Source organism: Mucilaginibacter sp. A3364, assembly GCF_059690715.1.
In genome coordinates this window covers 169481-185999 of sequence record NZ_JCAWED010000003.1, presented here as the reverse complement: position 1 = coordinate 185999, position 16519 = coordinate 169481, and the positions used below count along the sequence as shown (strand labels likewise).

15 protein-coding genes are annotated in these 16519 nt (G+C 45.1%); 8 read left to right on the top strand and 7 right to left on the bottom strand.

Going from position 1 to position 16519, the window contains the following annotated elements; all coding sequences use genetic code 11:
* The first annotated feature begins 4 nt into the window (after positions 1-4).
* Both rimO and AC59JT_RS19060 read left to right on the top strand, forming a co-directional pair.
* Positions 5-1342, top strand: a complete 1338-nt coding sequence (rimO, locus tag AC59JT_RS19065) for a 30S ribosomal protein S12 methylthiotransferase RimO (protein WP_497402084.1) — start codon at positions 5-7, stop codon at positions 1340-1342.
* Positions 1343-1355: 13 nt separating this feature from the next.
* Positions 1356-1805 (top strand): ABC transporter substrate-binding protein, encoded by a 450-nt coding sequence (locus AC59JT_RS19060; protein WP_497402082.1) that lies wholly within the window; start codon positions 1356-1358, stop codon positions 1803-1805.
* Positions 1806-2037: 232 nt separating this feature from the next.
* Here AC59JT_RS19060 and AC59JT_RS19055 read toward each other — a convergent pair whose 3' ends face one another.
* From AC59JT_RS19055 to AC59JT_RS19040, 4 genes are all read right to left on the bottom strand, one after another.
* A complete protein-coding gene (locus AC59JT_RS19055; RefSeq protein ID WP_497402080.1) occupies positions 2038-4101 on the bottom strand; it encodes a TonB-dependent receptor in 2064 nt (687 codons plus the stop codon).
* Between the two features lie 93 nt (positions 4102-4194).
* Positions 4195-5511, bottom strand: a complete 1317-nt coding sequence (locus AC59JT_RS19050) for a PQQ-dependent sugar dehydrogenase (RefSeq protein ID WP_497402078.1) — start codon at positions 5509-5511, stop codon at positions 4195-4197.
* A 59-nt stretch (positions 5512-5570) separates the two neighbouring features.
* Positions 5571-6851, bottom strand: a complete 1281-nt coding sequence (locus AC59JT_RS19045; protein WP_497402076.1) for a hypothetical protein — start codon at positions 6849-6851, stop codon at positions 5571-5573.
* A gap of 57 nt (positions 6852-6908) precedes the next feature.
* A complete protein-coding gene (locus tag AC59JT_RS19040; protein ID WP_497402074.1) occupies positions 6909-7430 on the bottom strand; it encodes an NADPH-dependent FMN reductase in 522 nt (173 codons plus the stop codon).
* 234 nt (positions 7431-7664) lie between these two features.
* Here AC59JT_RS19040 and AC59JT_RS19035 point away from each other — a divergent pair, with 234 nt between their 5' ends.
* From AC59JT_RS19035 to lepB, 5 genes are read left to right on the top strand one after another with little or no spacing between them, the layout of a single operon-like run.
* Complete coding sequence (locus AC59JT_RS19035) at positions 7665-8468, top strand: ParA family protein (RefSeq protein ID WP_497402072.1); 804 nt, start codon at positions 7665-7667, stop codon at positions 8466-8468.
* Between the two features lies 1 nt (position 8469).
* Complete coding sequence (locus AC59JT_RS19030; RefSeq protein WP_497402070.1) at positions 8470-9390, top strand: ParB/RepB/Spo0J family partition protein; 921 nt, start codon at positions 8470-8472, stop codon at positions 9388-9390.
* An 8-nt stretch (positions 9391-9398) separates the two neighbouring features.
* The gene (locus tag AC59JT_RS19025) at positions 9399-10100 is read left to right on the top strand and encodes a DUF5683 domain-containing protein (RefSeq protein ID WP_497402068.1); all 702 of its coding nucleotides are present in this window, start codon (positions 9399-9401) and stop codon (positions 10098-10100) included.
* Positions 10101-10144: 44 nt separating this feature from the next.
* A complete protein-coding gene (gene dapB, locus AC59JT_RS19020; protein ID WP_497402064.1) occupies positions 10145-10894 on the top strand; it encodes a 4-hydroxy-tetrahydrodipicolinate reductase in 750 nt (249 codons plus the stop codon).
* 40 nt (positions 10895-10934) lie between these two features.
* Positions 10935-12053 carry a signal peptidase I gene (lepB, locus tag AC59JT_RS19015; RefSeq protein WP_497402062.1) on the top strand — a complete coding sequence of 373 codons (1119 nt, stop codon included), beginning with the start codon at positions 10935-10937 and terminating at the stop codon, positions 12051-12053.
* A gap of 180 nt (positions 12054-12233) precedes the next feature.
* On the opposite strand, the gene AC59JT_RS19010 is transcribed toward lepB, so the two are convergent.
* Positions 12234-13307, bottom strand: coding sequence for an Ldh family oxidoreductase (locus AC59JT_RS19010; RefSeq protein ID WP_497402060.1), 1074 nt, complete (start codon positions 13305-13307; stop codon positions 12234-12236).
* A gap of 88 nt (positions 13308-13395) precedes the next feature.
* On the opposite strand from AC59JT_RS19010, the gene AC59JT_RS19005 reads away from it, so the two are divergent.
* A complete protein-coding gene (locus AC59JT_RS19005) occupies positions 13396-14046 on the top strand; it encodes a porin family protein (protein WP_497402058.1) in 651 nt (216 codons plus the stop codon).
* A gap of 21 nt (positions 14047-14067) precedes the next feature.
* On the opposite strand, the gene AC59JT_RS19000 is transcribed toward AC59JT_RS19005, so the two are convergent.
* Positions 14068-14721 carry an XAC2610-related protein gene (locus AC59JT_RS19000; RefSeq protein ID WP_497402056.1) on the bottom strand — a complete coding sequence of 218 codons (654 nt, stop codon included), beginning with the start codon at positions 14719-14721 and terminating at the stop codon, positions 14068-14070.
* A gap of 12 nt (positions 14722-14733) precedes the next feature.
* On the bottom strand, positions 14734-16356 hold the full coding sequence (gene bshC / locus AC59JT_RS18995; RefSeq protein WP_497402053.1) for a bacillithiol biosynthesis cysteine-adding enzyme BshC: 1623 nt from the start codon (positions 16354-16356) through the stop codon (positions 14734-14736).
* Positions 16357-16519 lie beyond the last annotated feature (163 nt).

Here is a 16519-nt window from a genome sequence, read left to right as displayed (position 1 = left end):
TTAAATGAGGACTAAAGAAGTAATTAAGCCGATACTAATAAAAAAGCCACGTGTAAACGTGGTAACGCTAGGTTGTTCAAAAAATACTTACGACTCAGAGGTATTGATGGGTCAGCTTAAAGGCAATGCCTTTGATGTGGTACACGAGTCGAACAAGGTTGGTAAGGATGACATTATCGTAATAAATACATGTGGTTTTATTGATAATGCAAAACAGGAATCAATAGATACCATACTGCAATACAGCGAGCTTAAAGAGCAGGGCAAGGTGGGTAAAGTTATTGTTACCGGTTGCCTGAGCGAGCGCTACAAGCCCGAGCTGGAAGCCGAGATCACTAACGTTGATGCTTATTTTGGTACCAATGATCTGCAGAATTTACTAAGCTCCATAGGTGCTAACTACAAGCACGAGCTGATAGGCGAGCGTTTGTTAACCACGCCGTCACACTTCGCTTATTTTAAAATTGCTGAAGGCTGTAACCGCCCGTGTTCGTTTTGTGCCATCCCGCTGATGCGTGGTAAACACTTAACCACCCCAATGGAGGATTTGGTTAAGGAGGCTGAGAAACTGGCTAAGAACGGTACTAAAGAACTAATATTAATCGCGCAGGACCTGACCTATTATGGCCTCGACCTGTATGGCAAACGTAACCTGGACGAGTTACTACGTCGTATTTCTGACGTGAATGGCATTGAGTGGATCAGGTTGCAATATGCTTATCCTTCGGGTTTCCCGATGGAGGTGTTGGACGTAATGAACGAACGCAGCAATATTTGTAAATACATGGATATGCCGCTGCAGCACATCAGCGATAATATGCTGAAATCAATGCGTCGTGGTATCACCAAACAAAAAACTATTGATGTTGTGAACGAGATCCGCGACCGCGTGCCGGGCATCGCTATGCGCACCACTTTAATTACCGGCTATCCCGGCGAAACCGAGCGCGATTTTGAAGAAATGCAGCGTTGGGTAGAAGATACCAAGTTTGACCGCCTGGGCTGTTTCACTTATTCGCACGAGGAAAAAACACACGCTCATTCACTGGTTGATGATGTACCTGAAGAAGTAAAACAGGAACGCGCCGACGCCATCATGGAAATTCAGCAGGAGATATCTTTTGAGAAGAACCAGGAGAAAATTGGCAACACCTACAAAGTGCTCATCGATAAAAAGGATGGCGATTACTTTGTTGGTCGTACCGAGTTTGACTCGCCGGAGGTAGATAATGAAGTGCTGATTGATGCTTCTGTAGACTACGCCACCGTAGGTGCCTTTGTAAACGTAAAAATTGACACTGCCGAGGATTTCGACCTGTACGGGCATGTGGTTAGATCATAGTATTCGTGCCCACATGGAACTACCCGAAGAACTACAGGAACGTATCGATATTATCAAACATAAACTAAAGTTTGTAGATCAAAAGCCTACCGTTGCCTGCATAACCCAATTGCACCCGCTGCAATTTGCCGGCGGGGCTATTGCCCGCCTGGTAAGTAATGCCGGTGGCAACATTATAGCAGGTGATTTAGAGGATCAACAACCCGATATCATCATCCTGATGCCCGAGAATCACACCATCGAGCAAACCATGCGCGGCCTGGGCAATCTACTGCAGATTCCCGGTTTTACTGAGCTAAAGGCTGTCAAAAACAACCGCCTTTATCTGGCCGATGCTACCGCACACTTTAAAGACACCGAAGAAAACACTGTGGATTCCACCGAATTACTGGCCGAGATCATTTACCCCAAACAATTCATTTTCGGCCACGAAGGTGAAGGTTGGGTGAAGTTTGAGGTATAACAGTAGCACCAACATGGTGGGCGGGCAGTCATGCTGAAGCACTTGAAGCATGCGGGCAAAGGCCTCTGCGCTTACCCTTCGAGTGCCTCATGGTGACGGCCGTTTTTCTTACGAAAATATTTTCTCACCCCACACAATAATCCCTCAAACCTTACGTTTACTCAGCAGTAACCTTTACCAGAGCAATAAGAGTATTTCGTTAAACAACCCAGTACTCTTATTGCTATTCCACCTAAAATATCACGTTAAAACCACCATAATAGTTTCGCAGGGCGGAAGGATTAAAGTAGCGGTTGCCCAGGGCATTCAGATCGTTACCCAGGCTGTAGGTTTTGTTTAGGATGTTATCTGCGCCAGCATAAAGCTCCAGTTTTGTTTTGGGCGATAGGTTAACCTGCCAGCCGGCTTTGGCTTGTAGCAGATGATAGCCGTTAGCATAAACCGTACTGGCGTCATTAAGCGGGATGCGGGCCGTATGGTTATATTGTACAAATACATAAACAGATTCAGGCAATTTGATATTGGCACTCTGCACCACCACCTGCTGCGGTGATCCGGTAAGCTGGTTGCCGGTGTAATTAGCATTGGTTATATAAGTGCCGAATTTAAATTTACTCAACGTATAAGCCGTATTTAACTGTACACCGCGTATAATGCCGTCGGTAGTTTGCGGCATTACCCACCAGTTTAGGGCAGCCTCAACACCCAGTTGTTTGGTTTCTCCGGCGTTGAAAAAAGTAGTGGTATTATTGGCATTGTTACGACTTACTATCGCGTCTTTTACTTTATAATAAAACACCGATGCATCCAGCATCAAGCCACCATCCGCTGTGCGGAACCGGAAGCCCGACTCATAATTCCAGCCCAACTGCGCCTGCAAGTTAGTATTGATGATATTATCTGTAGAACGGATCTCGGCTGTAGTTGGTGTTGAGTAACCGCGGCTTACGGATGCCCGCCAGATAAAATCATTAGTTAGCTGGTAGGATAGCGCGACCCTCGGCATAAACTGCTTTTTAAAATTACGATTGGTAAAGCCAGGCTGCTCCGTTGGGAAAATGTCCCTAAAATCGTATTGGTAAAAATTGATACTTCCCGCAATCTCCGCATGCAGTTTACCAAACAGATCGGCCTGGTAACGCGCGAAGAAGAAGTGTTGATCAGTATTAACTTTGCTTAGCGCCTGCGCATTGCCACGGGTGCCGGCGTTATTGTCGTAGTTGTTGATGTCGGCATTGGTTTTTTGCCATTCTACTCCTATGTTGGCTTTCCAGTTATATTTTGGTTGATCGTCACCGGTAAACTCAAAATAGGTGCGCAGGCCATAAGTGCCCTCGTAACGCTGCTCGTAATTGGTGATGAACGGGTTGGAGAAGTTGGCGTAGCTGCCGTAAACAGCCGCCACGTTGCGTATATGGTCTGTTATATGCCACTCGTTAACCAGTCCGCCTAAAGTTAGTTTGGTATTGATGCGTATATCCTGCGCGATCGCCCCCGGCAAAGCCCCGCTCGGCCGTGCCGACCGTGGGTTAAGCGCCATTTGCGCCGCGGTTAAACCGCCCGGTGTTTGGTAGGTAAGGTTGCTATATAAACCTAATATTTTAAGATGATTATTATTGCCATAAGTTATCCTGTCGCTGGCTTGAAAAAACTGGCGATCCATATTGCTATGCTCGCGGTATCCGCCATAGCTTTGGTAGCTTTGCGCGAAGTTAAACTGGTGCTTGCCTTCTGTTTTTTGTAATGATAGATTTTGGTGCAGCAACGAATAGGAGCCACCATTAAACCCCAGCTTCACATAATCGGCAGATGAAAAGCGGTTAACCGGGCTGATCAACACCACGCCTCCCGAGTTTGCGCCAAACAAACTACCGTCAGGGCCTTTTAATATTTCGATGCCCTGCACGCCGTTAAAATCAAGCGAGTTTAAATAAGTATTGCCACCCGCATCGGTTAAAGGTATCTCATCATAATACACCTTCACATCGCGCACCCCAAATGGCGAGCGCAGCAAACTCCCCCTGATAGATAAACGGTAACTGCCGGGCGAACGCTCTTCCATGCGGATACCTGGCACGGTGTTCATCACCGGCACTAACGAATTTTCGGGCTGTAGCTTGAGCTGCTGCGGGGCAATTACACTAACCGAGGCCGGCACGCGTAGCATTGGCTGCTCGCTAAGGTAACCTTTTATGGTAACATCTTTTAATTGTTTGGAAGTATCGGCAGGGTTTTGCGCGAATGCCGGTGCGGCGAACGCGGTTGCAATTAGGAAGGTAAAGTAGGATCGTATCACAAAAATTAGGTGCTGTATGTATAACAAAAGTATCCCTTATTATGAATAAAGGATACTTTGCTTTGTAAGTAATTAGATACGAAAACGATATTGTTAATTAGCTATTACACGCCAAATGGTATTGCCTGCGTCATCGGCAACTAATAGCGCACCGTCTTTGGCAACAGCTATGCCCACGGGCCTGCCATAAACCTGTTGTTTTTCGGCATTGGCGATGAAACCGGTTAAAAAGTCTTCCATTTTACCTATTGGTTTGCCGTTAATAAACGGCGCGAAAACCACTTTATAGCCCGACAGTACCGAACGGTTCCACGAACCATGCTGACCAATAAACGCGCCGCCATGGTACATCGCCGGGAATTTATGATCGCCATAAAAAGCCAGGCCTAAAGATGCTGTATGCGCACCCAAAGCCAGATCAGGCATTATCGCTTTTTTTACCATATCCGGACGTTGTGGTTTTACCCGCACATCAACATGATTACCGAAGTACGACCATGGCCAACCGTAAAAGCCGCCATCTTTAACGCTGGTTAAGTAATCGGGTACTAAATCGTCGCCCAGTTCATCACGTTCGTTAACGGCGGCCCAAAGCGTGTTGGTGCCGGTTTGCAGATCGAGCCCGGCAGGGTTGCGCAGGCCGCTGGCATAGTTGCGCTCGCCACTGCCGTCGGGATTAATTTCCAGTATGCCGGCGCGGCGTACCTCATTGCCCATGCCATGTTCGGCCACGTTACTGCCCGAGCCTACGGCAATGTATATTTTGCTGCCATCGGCATTGGCGCGCAGGTTGCGGGTCCAGTGGTTATTGTAGCCACCGGCTGGCAGGGCTTTTATCATTTTGCCTTTGGCCGTCATTTTGTTCTGACCGGCTTTGTAAGGATAGCGCCACAGGCCGTTGGTATTGGCCACATAAAACCAGTTACCCAACACCAGTATGCCGTAAGGCTGGTTTAATCCCGCCAGGAAAACCGTTTTAACATCGGGCACACCGTCGCCATCCGCATCGCGCAGCAAAATAATATTGTTGGCGCTTTCTGTTAATTTTTGCGATTTGGATGCCCCTATCACATCAGCTCCAATTTTTTTAATACCCTTCATCACCGTGTTAGCCTGCGATACGAAGACGTCGCCGTTAGGCGCCACATAAATATTGCGCGGGTTATCCAGCGAATGGGCAAAAGCCTCTACTTTGAAGCCTTTGGGTGCAACAGGCGTTTTACCCGCCGGCCAGCCCAGCACTTCGCAATAATTTTTTACAGATTTGGTTTGATTGGGTGGAGATAATTTAATGCCACCACCTGTACCGGTGGTAGCGTTAATTGATTTTGTTTTGCCCGGTTTCTTGTCCTGGCAACTGGCCGAATTGATGGCCAGGAATATGGTTAATATGAGTATTCCGCTTTTCATAGTTTTAGTTTGTTAAGACTTAAACCCGCGGATTTTAGAAATTGTTTAACTTATACGAATTATTTGCTACCAAACAGGAAATTTACACCTGCTTTGTATGATGTCATTTTTAGATCGGCTTTATTTGATGTAAGGATAACGTTAGGCACATAACCCGCAAAAATTTCAATATTGCTATTAACAACCACCCCTGCTTTACCTATAAAGCTAAAATAAAATGAGTCGGTTTTAGGGAAGCCCAGGTTGCCATTAAATATTTCTGCCTTGTTGAAATTATTGTAAAGTATATAAGGCATGGTGTTGTTTGACATTTTGCTGTAGTTAGCGGTAGCGCCGCCGCCAACAAAAACCTTTAAATTACTGCCATTATATACGTTGCATATTACCTGCGGGGTAAATGATATGATATATTGGTCGTACTTGATTGTTTTTATAAAATCTTCGTCCTGGCGCCTGTCTATAGTGGTGTTTACTTTGTTGCCGGTAACACTTAATTCGGCTCTTAAAACCCACTGACCAACGTTTTTATTCAAAATATGATCAAAGCCAATGTTAATTTGCGGGAATATAGAGCTCATGTTGGTAGTAAACGGATTGCTGGAATATGCCGTTGGGCCAAAGTTGTAAGTTATAGTAGAGGCATTAATACCGGCACCCACAAAAAATCTTCGTGCTGATTTGCTTGCCGGGCTTGATTTAAATGTGTTCTTTTCCTCTCCGCCATTAATGCTTATAATGATTTTTTTAATATCGTTAATGTAGTAAGGTAATGTCACCAAATCGCGTTGCAGGCGGGTGTTAGCAGGTTGAAACTTTACAGCCAATTGCTGTAACTGTTGTTTATAAATGTCAACGTTCACCTCTTTGTTATCGTCGTTAAGATACAGGTAACGTTTAAGCGGCTCGGGTTTGGCGTTGGCGGTGCCCGTAAAAAGTATCAGCTTATCATCATTGTAGGCATATAATGTAATATTACTGCCCTGGGTAACAATTTTCAGAAAGGTATTATCAACCACTACGCTGGTATCTACCTGGCGTGGCAGGTTTGAAAGGTCTTCTGCACTTTTGCTTATAGGTACAATAAAACTTCTGTAGTGTACATCGCCGGTAACACCGAAGGCAAGCAAATTGGCAGGCGTGTAATTAGCTACGGTGGCCGAATTATCAGGCTTGAACCTTACTTCTTTCGGATTTTTGTTCCACTCCTTGTAATCTACCGAACCTTTTATAGTATCGCTGTTTAAGGCAACTACATAGCCAGGTTTAAAGTTACTTTGTGCTGTTGAAAATAGAGGTAATAGCAGTGCTATCGCAAACAATAATTTAAAGATTTTAGACATTTGGATAAGGTTAAAAACCGCAAGATTACAAAAAATACAGCGCCCTTATGCAAGTCACTAAAACTTTACAAACTTATCTATCTGTTCATTAGTAAACTTCAAAGTATCCTCTTTAAACAGATTGCCATGCTCATCAAATTCGGTTTTTATGTTGGGGATGTGCAGCTTTAGCGGCATTACATTTAAGTGCAGGTAATGGCACACCCCGGTAAAATGATCAATACCACGAATGTTGCCATACTTGCCGGATGACAAGCCAACCAGCGCCGCCTTTTTATCATAAAAGCTTTCGCCATAGGTGCAGGCATCAATAAATATTTTAAGCACGCCGGGATAGCTGCCATTATATTCGGGGACAACAAATAAAAACTTATCGGTAGCGCTAACTGTATCTTGTATCTTCTGAAATTCGGCGCTTCGTTTGCCATACATATCCGTATTGATCACGTCGCCCGGTAACTCGTTCATAGATAATATGCCTGCTTCAACACCCCTCAAACTCAATTGCTGCTGGTAATATTTAGCCAGTTTTAAGGTTGAACTGCCGGGACGGTTGGTAGATGATATGATGGTGATCATTGTTTGATTATTGAGTTATTGAATTAATGAATTATTGAATTAAAAATTGTCAAATCAATAATTCAATAAATCAGTAATTCATACTTAAAATGTTTGTAAGTAGGCAAAAACTGTGGATTTCTGCGTTATTAAAATCTATATCTTAGCATCCGCTAAAAAGTTTTTCGAAGGTAGAAATTTATATTTCTATTTTTCGTTGTTATAACACACCTTACCAAAATTTGAATATCAAAAATGAGTAAAATTATCGCGTTAGCCAATCAAAAAGGTGGTGTTGGTAAAACCACATCGTCAATAAACCTGGCTGCTAGTTTAGCCGTATTAGAATTTAGAACCCTTTTGGTTGATGCCGATCCGCAGGCTAACGCTACATCGGGTATTGGTTTTGATCCGCGTAACGTAAAAAATAGTATTTACGAGTGCATTATTAACCAGGTTGACCCGCGCGAAGCCATTATAAAAACCGAAACCCCAAACCTTGATCTGTTACCTGCCCACATTGACCTGGTAGGTGCCGAGATAGAGATGATAAACCTGGAAAACCGCGAATACAAAATGCAGGAGGTTTTTGCCAAGGTGCGCGATGACTATGATTTTATAATTATTGATTGCTCGCCATCCCTGGGTTTAATTACCATTAACGCGTTAACCGCTGCCAACTCGGTGATCATCCCGGTGCAGTGCGAGTACTTTGCGTTAGAAGGTTTGGGTAAGTTATTAAATACCGTAAAAATTGTTCAAAACCGTTTAAACACCAACCTGGAGATAGAAGGTATTTTGTTAACCATGTATGATGTGAGGCTTCGTCTTTCGAACCAGGTGGTTGAAGAGGTGCGCACGCATTTTGAAGATATGGTGTTTGAAACCATTATACAACGTAACACCCGTTTAAGCGAGGCGCCAAGCTTCGGTGTATCGGTTATTATGCACGATGCTAATTGCAAAGGCGCTATTAACTACCTTAACCTTGCCCGCGAAATTGTGCGCAAAAACGGCCTGGTTACCGACGAAATGAAAGCTACTACCGTAACCGCGTAACATGAGTGCAGAGAAAAGAAAAGCATTAGGCAAAGGATTAAGCGCGCTGTTAAACGATTCGGAGAACGTACTTCCTTATAAAAAAAATAGCCCGGGTACCGGTGGCAGTTCAACGCCGCCTGAGGTAAACCCGTTAGGTTCGGTTAATGAAATTAAGATAGCCGAGATAGAGGTTAACCCTTTTCAGCCACGTACCGAGTTTGACCAACAGGCCCTGGCCGAGTTATCCGACTCGATAAAGCTGCAAGGTTTAATACAGCCCATTACCGTTAGGCGCATCAACGCACACAGCTACCAGTTAATATCCGGCGAACGCCGTTTACGTGCATCAAAACTGGCTGGCTTAACACAAATACCGGCCTACATCCGCACCGCTAACGACCAGCAGATGCTGGAGATGGCACTGATAGAAAACATTCAGCGCGAAAACCTGAATGCTATTGAGGTGGCCTTAAGCTTTCAGCGAATGCTGGATGAAGTGGGTTTAAAGCAAGAGGAACTGGGCGATCGCGTTAGCAAAAACCGCTCGACCGTAAATAACTATTTAAGGCTTTTAAAGCTGCCCCCTGCCATACAGGCTTCCATCCGCGATGGCGAGCTGAGCATGGGCCACGCGCGTGCTTTAATTACTATAGAAGACCCTGCACAACAATTATATTTGCATAAACATATCATTCAGCAAGGTTTATCCGTTCGTAAGGTGGAAGAAATGGTGCGCGAACTGCAAAAGCAACGTACCAAGAAAGAAGGTAAGCAACCTGAGCCCGTATCTTTCCAGATACAAAAGATACAGGACGACCTGGCATCAAAGTTTAGCACAAGGGTTAAGCTTAAGGTAAACAGCCAGGGCGCGGGCGCTATCGAAATTCCATTTTTATCAGAGGATGACCTGAACCGCATCCTTGAAATGTTGGATTGGTAGATTTATATATGCAGAAAAAAGGCCTGTTTGTTTTTATAGTATTGTTTTGTTTTGTTTTTGCCGCCAAAGCGCAAAAGCCCGATACGGTTTTGAAAAACGATTCGGCACAGATAGCCGCCCAGATAGGCAAAGCCAGGCAGGATTCTATAAAAGCTGCAAAGCCTTTTGTGCCCAAAGCCAAACCCGAAAAGATATATCATCCCGATACTACACACAGCCCAACCAAGGCCTGGCACCGATCGGCCTTTGTACCGGGCTGGGGCCAGGTATATAATGGCAAATGGTGGAAAACGCCTATAATTTATGCCGGCCTGGGCTTAATAGCATCGGCCTACGTATTTAACCAAAAGTATTACGCGCAAAATTTGGCCATAGCCCGCTACCGGCAACGTGGTACCGAACCCGGCCCCGGCGATAAGTATTACGAGGAGTTTATGCTCTACAAGCAATACAACTATCCCGATCAATCCATTACCGATGCCGTTAAAGGTTATGCCCGCTACCGCGATATCAGCGTGTTTGGCTTCGTGGCCTTTTGGGGTATACAATGTATTGATGCTTATATTGATGCCAAGTTTATCCACTCGTACAGTATGGATAGTAACCTGGGCATTAGGGTGCGGCCAACGCTAATGCAGCCCATGTACGCGCAAACCAGCTTTAACGGTTCGTATATTCCGGGTTTAAAAATTACCTTTACACTCAGATAATTAAGCGGGGCGGATATGCCAGGCTTTAAAACAATCACAACAAAATGAAAATTGCATTATTAGGTTACGGTAAAATGGGTAAGATCATCGAAAAGATCGCTACCGACCGTAAGCACGAAATAGTACTGATCATTGACCAGGACAACCAAGACCAACTTACTACCGAAAACCTGCAGAAAGCCGACGTAGCCATTGAATTTAGCACGCCCGGCACTGTTTTAAATAACATTAATGCCTGCTTTGACGCGGGTACTCCAATTGTAGTAGGCACCACCGGCTGGCACGAGCAAACCGAAGAGATCAAACAAAACTGTGCTGATAAAAACGCGTCGTTTATTTATGGCACCAACTTTAGCGTGGGCGTAAATATCTTCTTCCACGTTAATAAGGTTTTAGCAAAGCTGATGAACCAATACCCGTATTATGATGTACAGGTAGAAGAGATCCATCATACCCAAAAGCTGGATTCGCCAAGCGGTACCGCAATTACTATTGCCGAAGGTATTTTGGAAGGCGTTGAAGCCAAAAAGCAATGGGTTAATGCCCTGTCAGAAGATGGCAGCACCGTTAACGATGATGATGTTAAAACGGATGACCTGCTGATAGAATCATACCGCATTGAAAGTGTACCGGGAACGCATACCGTAATTTACGATTCGGAGGTCGACTCGATAGAATTTAAACATACCGCGCATAACCGTAATGGGTTTGCCCTGGGTGCTGTTTTAGCAGCCGAATGGGTGAAAGACAAAAAAGGCTTTTATTCTGTGGTTGATATGTTTGATTTCAAATAAATTGTAGCTAACATTACCGCACTATTATATACCAATATAAATGAACTGGAAATTCTGGGCCAAAGACAAGAAGTCGGCCGCCAAAACCACTAAAAAGAAGAAAAGCCCTACCCGCGAGTGGGTTGATGCCATATTGTTTGCTGTAATAGCAGCTACCATTATCCGTACCTTTTTTATTGAGGCCTATACCATTCCTACGCCATCAATGGAGCGCTCGTTACTGGTAGGCGACTTTTTATTTGTGAGCAAACTAAACTACGGTCCGCGTACGCCGATGACACCGGTGGCATTCCCTTTTGCGCATCACACTATGCCTTTCGGCGATGCCAAAGCGTATTGGGATGGCATTAAACTGGGTTACCACCGTTTACCGGGTTTCGGCAGTGTAAAAAATGGCGACGTTGTAGTATTTAACTACCCGATGGAAGCCGATTCACCTTTTTATCGCCCGGTTGATAAACGCGAGAACTATATCAAGCGTTGTATAGGTATACCCGGCGATGAGATCAAATTGATTGACGCCCAGGTTTATGTAAATGGCAAGGCTATTGAAACCCTGCCGGGTCAACAAACCGACTATACCGTACAAACCACCGGTATGGATATTAACCCGGAAATATTGAATGACCTGCATATTTCAAACTATGAAGGCATTCATCCAACCATGACGCAGGAGTCGGCCAAAACGTTGAAGGGTTATTCTAACGTAAAATCGGTTGTACCAAACATACAGCCTAAAGGCATTGCCGATTACAATGTGTTCCCGTCAGATTTTAAGCATCCTACAGACCACAGATACAACTGGAACGTCGACAATTTCGGTCCGGTAAAAGTGCCTAAAAAAGGCTGGACAGTGAAATTGGATACACTAACGCTACCAATTTACCGTCGCGCTATTACCGTATACGAAGGAAATACCCTGCAGGAAATTAACGGCGAGATTTTAATAAACGGCCAAAAAACCGACAGCTATACCTTCAAAATGGATTACTATTGGATGATGGGCGATAACCGCCATGATTCACTGGACTCACGTTTCTGGGGTTTTGTACCCGAGGATCACATCGTAGGCAAGGCCCTCTTCATCTGGATGAGTTGGGACGACGCCGGATCATTCTTCGGCAAAATACGCTGGAGCAGATTGTTTAAGGGGATATAAGGCCTTTGTATCAGCATAAAATAAAAGAGCCCGTTCATTTTGAACGGGCTCTTTTATTTTATAATTTCTCCAAAACGTCATTACGAGCGTAGCGTAGTAATCCCCTTGAGACCGGTAGGCGTGCGACCTTTCTAAAGGGGATCACCACGCTCGTTCCTCGTTCGTGATGACGGTCTTCTTTTAAAGAGCTTCCACTCCCAACTTCTCCGCCACCTCATTCAAATCCTTTACCACCTCATCAACCAAAGGTATCCCATTCACTTTCCTATTCGCAAAAGCTTCCAACTCAGGCTCGCCGGGGATGATTACCTTTTGCCCGGGATCAATAGCCGAGGCCGATTTAAAACGCTGTATCCAATTATCCAGGTGGTCTTTAAACTCTGTAACCGGGCGGAAGCCGTCTACCCGCATAGCGCCTAAAAAGTGGCCTATGCCCGTGCCCACCGGGTCATTAGGCGGTTCTAAAAACGCCACGAACGGCGGCACCCAGGGGCCATAATTAGCACCCGACAGCACGCCCGATAAAATATCCACCGTAGCGCTCAGGCCGAAACCTTTGTGGCTGCCGTGCTCGCGGTCGCTGCCCAGTGGTAACAGGGCGCCACCGCTTTTAAGGGCGTGTGGGTCGGTAGTATAGCCGCCTTGTTTATCCTGTATCCAGCCTTCGGGCACGGGTTTACCGGCGCGCTGGGCAATTTCTAATTTACCATTCGCTGCCGCGGAGGTAGCCATATCTACGATCACCGGCGGGTATTTACCTGCCGGGAACGCATAACACATCGGGTTGGTACCCAACATGCGCTCATTACTAAACGTGGGCGTAACCAGCGGGCTTGCATTGGTCATGGCAAAACCGATCATATCTTGTTCAACCGCCATCAGAGCATGATAGCCTGCAATACCAAAATGGTTTGAATTACGGATAGACACCCAGCCCGACCCATACTTCTTCGCCTTTTCAATAGCCACTTTCATAGCAAAAGGCGCTACCACTAAACCCAATCCGGCATCGCCGTCGATAGTGGCGGTGGTAGGTGTTTCGTGTACTATTTGTATGTTAGGTGTAGGGTTAATGCGTTTCTTTTCCCAAAGGCGCACGTAGCCGGTTAAGCGGGCCACGCCGTGCGAGTCTATCCCCCGCAGATCAGACAGTAATAATACATCAGCAGCAAGCCTAGCGTGTTCATCGCTGCAGCCCATGGCCAGGAATATGTTTTCGGTAAAAGTTCGTAAAGCTGATTCGGTAACAAGCATCTGCAAATATATTAAAACGCTAAACGTAGAGACGCAATATTTTGCGTCTTACCGCTAGACCGCTATATTTAGACAATCAAATCAACAGATGAAAAAAATAATCTTCACACTTCTTCTTCTGGTATTTTTTACTGTTAACAGCTTTGCGCAAACGGTAAGCTATGGCCTTAAAGGCGGCTTTAACCTGGCTAATCAAGTACTAAAACCAAAATTGTATAAAAGCCAAAGTACGGTAGGCTTTCATGCAGGCGGCATAGTTGATGTTGATTTCGGAAACGTAAGCATTCAGCCCGGCTTGTTGTATACTGTTAAAGGTTGGCAATCAAAAGTTGACCTGGTAGATGCTAATCAACAGCCTGTGGGTTCAAGCACCGATAAGTATAAGTTTAATTATGTAGAGGTGCCCATTAATGTGCTGTACAACCTCAAAGCGTCCGAAGATACCAAAGTGTTTTTGGGCGGTGGCCCGTATATAGCTTATGGCGTTTCGGCTAAAGGTACTGTTAATATGGCTGCGTCGGGTGCCGGTACTACCAATCCCGTATCTTACGATCTATATGCCAGTGCAAGCGGTTTCAAAAGGCTTGACTATGGCCTAAGCTTAACCGCCGGTTTAGAGATCAATAAGTTTATGCTAAGCATTAACGCCGACCTGGGCCTTGCCAACATAACCCCGGCCCCTAATGCCAGCATTAAAAATAATGTGCTGGGTATTTCGGTCGGATATATGTTTAAATAGCAGCGGTTTAACCTGGAGGAATTATTGAAGAAACTTTTGATAGTTTTTGGTCCAGTATTGCTTAATGAAACCCCACTTCCAGCTTTTGTAACCTTCAATGACGGTAATAGGGAATTTTTTGACAAGTTTTTCTTTATCGTTTTTAACCGTGTAAATAAAAACACCTAGTTTATCGTCGTCGCGCTCGCAACCCTGGCCCGAAATATTGCCTATTTTAATAGTTTTATAATTGACGATCTTATACAGGTCGCTGTCCCAGTTGTCATCTGCGCAGCCGCTCCTGTGGTACGAGTAGTAAAGATCTGCGCCTTTGATCTTTTGCGAAGCAGGGTAATCAGCAAAATCTTTAACCCGCACAAAATTCCTGGTCTTGCTATTGTACATCAGCAGGTCGCAAATGCCCGGTACATTGGTTAGGTAGTCTATCAGCAGATCTTTAAAGCCGTCGCCATTAAAGTCAATAAATTTAATACTGGCAATTGCGTCCACATCTAAGGTTTCTACATCGGTAGAAAAAACGGTCTTCCCACGAGCGCTTATAGTTATTAATCGGCCGTTATTTAACACGGCTTTATAAACAGTTCCGCCTATTGTGGCTTTCTGCACATCGGGATCGGGTTCTTGCCGCTTAATGGGTAACGCTAAAAAAAATAAGCTTATAGCAAGTATTTTCATCACCTGTCGGGATTAGGCCTCCGTCAACACCGCAAACTCAAAATCCAAAGGCTCAAAAGCACGCACCAACTCATCAATAAAAGCTTCGCCCCAGCGCACATATAGCAGGCCAAAGTTTTCATTACGTTCCTGCAAGCTGCCGCCGGGGAACAGTTCGGTTTTGATCTGTTCTATTTGCTCCAGGCGGGTGTGGTAGTTTTTGCGTTCGGCTTTTACCAGTTTTTTCTCCAGGTTATCAATAGCCTTTTTAAGGCGCACGGCCACGGCTTCGGTAGATGGGCCCAGGGTTGGGTCGATCTTGGCGGCGCGGGTTTTAAGGGCGGTAAATACGTCCTGTAGTTGCGCCCATTCCTGTTGCAGGGTAAGGTTATATTCGCTGTGTTTTTTTATCCAGAAGTTTTTTAGCGCGTCCGTCGGCATAAAAATATCAGCTGCGCTTAACTCCATGCGCTTAATTTTTGATGCCGGTTCTTTGCGCACCACTAAACCCGAGTTGCGTAATATCAGCAAAGGGAAATCAACCCCATAAAAATCAAAATTCGCTTTCAGCTCCAGCCAGTAAACCACTTCGGCCCCGCCGCCTATGTAAGCAATGTTGGGTAAAATGCACTCCTGGTACAAAGGGCGCATCACTACGTTGGGGCTAAACTTGGCCGGGTTTTTATCTATCTCGCGGCGCAGTTCCTCCTCAGTGAAACTGATGTCGGTATTCAATACCTTGTATTTGTTATCCTCGAACACTAAACGCTCGCGTAGCGTCCCCTTCATGTAAAAAAAGTTGATCTCGCGCGGGTTTACCTGGATATGTACCCCCAATTTCTGCAATTGCTCATTGGTAGCGCTAATGTTTTTAAAGCTGTTTTGCTCTAAAATATCGCGGGCCATAATAGGGGCAAACTGTTGTTTTAGCTGTCGGTTATCGGCATCAACAATTACTAAGCCGTATTTACCAAATAGTGCATTAACCATGTAGCGGGTAGCATCCGCCAGGCGGTCAAAACGGGTGTAGGCAGTTTCCACAATTTCGGCAAGCTCAATAGCATGATGATCAATACCCAGCACGCCTTTGTATTGGTTAAGCGCCTGGCGCATGGTTTCGGGGTGTATGCGCCCGGTAGCGCCAGATGCCTCGAGCCACCAATGCACTTTTTTGCCGCCAATGGTGGTATAGCTTATTTCGGCAAAGTCATGATCCTCGGATGCCATCCAATACACCGGCACAAAGTTTTTATCGGGGAACTGCGCCTTTAGCTGCTGTGCCAACTTAATGGCCGAAACTATCTTGTATATAAAATACAGCGGACCGCCAAAAATATTCAGCTGGTGCCCGGTGGTAATGGTGTACGTATTATCGGCCCTTAAGCTCTCGATATTTGCTTTTACCTGCTGAGGAAACGAAAAACCGGCATCCCAAATGCGGGCATATTGCTCCACCAATTGGTATTGATCGGTCAGCGTATCCGCCAGCAAATCACGATCGGCAATAACTTTTTTGTGCTGCAACAATTCGGCAAAGCCTTCCAGCGTGGGGCGGTGGCTATAAAATGGTTTTAATTCCGGTTTATCTTCCAGGTAATCAATAACGGTTTGCGAAAAGAAGCCCGTTTCTTTATAGCTTATACAGGTAACGTCCATTTAATTTCGAATTTCGGATGTTCAATTTCGAATTTCAATTTTGAACAAACCAGAGTCGAATTTAGAGTTTAATCTTATAAAACGAATAAGTGCGTTGTTTATTGATGCTTATTTTACAATAAGTGGATAAACGTATGTTTAAAACAGCTTTGTCATTTCAACG

Bases quoted from the DNA above. Each gene is read 5' to 3' on its own strand.
- rimO (WP_497402084.1), top strand. From the start codon at position 5: ATGAGGACTAAAGAAGTAATTAAGCCGATACTAATAAAAAAGCCACGT.
- AC59JT_RS19010 (WP_497402060.1), bottom strand. From the start codon at position 13,307: ATGCTTGTTACCGAATCAGCTTTACGAACTTTTACCGAAAACATATTC.
- AC59JT_RS19005 (WP_497402058.1), top strand. From the start codon at position 13,396: ATGAAAAAAATAATCTTCACACTTCTTCTTCTGGTATTTTTTACTGTT.
- AC59JT_RS19030 (WP_497402070.1), top strand. From the start codon at position 8,470: ATGAGTGCAGAGAAAAGAAAAGCATTAGGCAAAGGATTAAGCGCGCTG.
- AC59JT_RS19045 (WP_497402076.1), bottom strand. From the start codon at position 6,851: ATGTCTAAAATCTTTAAATTATTGTTTGCGATAGCACTGCTATTACCT.
- bshC (WP_497402053.1), bottom strand. From the start codon at position 16,356: ATGGACGTTACCTGTATAAGCTATAAAGAAACGGGCTTCTTTTCGCAA.
- AC59JT_RS19035 (WP_497402072.1), top strand. From the start codon at position 7,665: ATGAGTAAAATTATCGCGTTAGCCAATCAAAAAGGTGGTGTTGGTAAA.
- AC59JT_RS19000 (WP_497402056.1), bottom strand. From the start codon at position 14,721: ATGAAAATACTTGCTATAAGCTTATTTTTTTTAGCGTTACCCATTAAG.
- dapB (WP_497402064.1), top strand. From the start codon at position 10,145: ATGAAAATTGCATTATTAGGTTACGGTAAAATGGGTAAGATCATCGAA.
- AC59JT_RS19050 (WP_497402078.1), bottom strand. From the start codon at position 5,511: ATGAAAAGCGGAATACTCATATTAACCATATTCCTGGCCATCAATTCG.
- AC59JT_RS19060 (WP_497402082.1), top strand. From the start codon at position 1,356: ATGGAACTACCCGAAGAACTACAGGAACGTATCGATATTATCAAACAT.
- AC59JT_RS19040 (WP_497402074.1), bottom strand. From the start codon at position 7,430: ATGATCACCATCATATCATCTACCAACCGTCCCGGCAGTTCAACCTTA.
- AC59JT_RS19025 (WP_497402068.1), top strand. From the start codon at position 9,399: ATGCAGAAAAAAGGCCTGTTTGTTTTTATAGTATTGTTTTGTTTTGTT.
- lepB (WP_497402062.1), top strand. From the start codon at position 10,935: ATGAACTGGAAATTCTGGGCCAAAGACAAGAAGTCGGCCGCCAAAACC.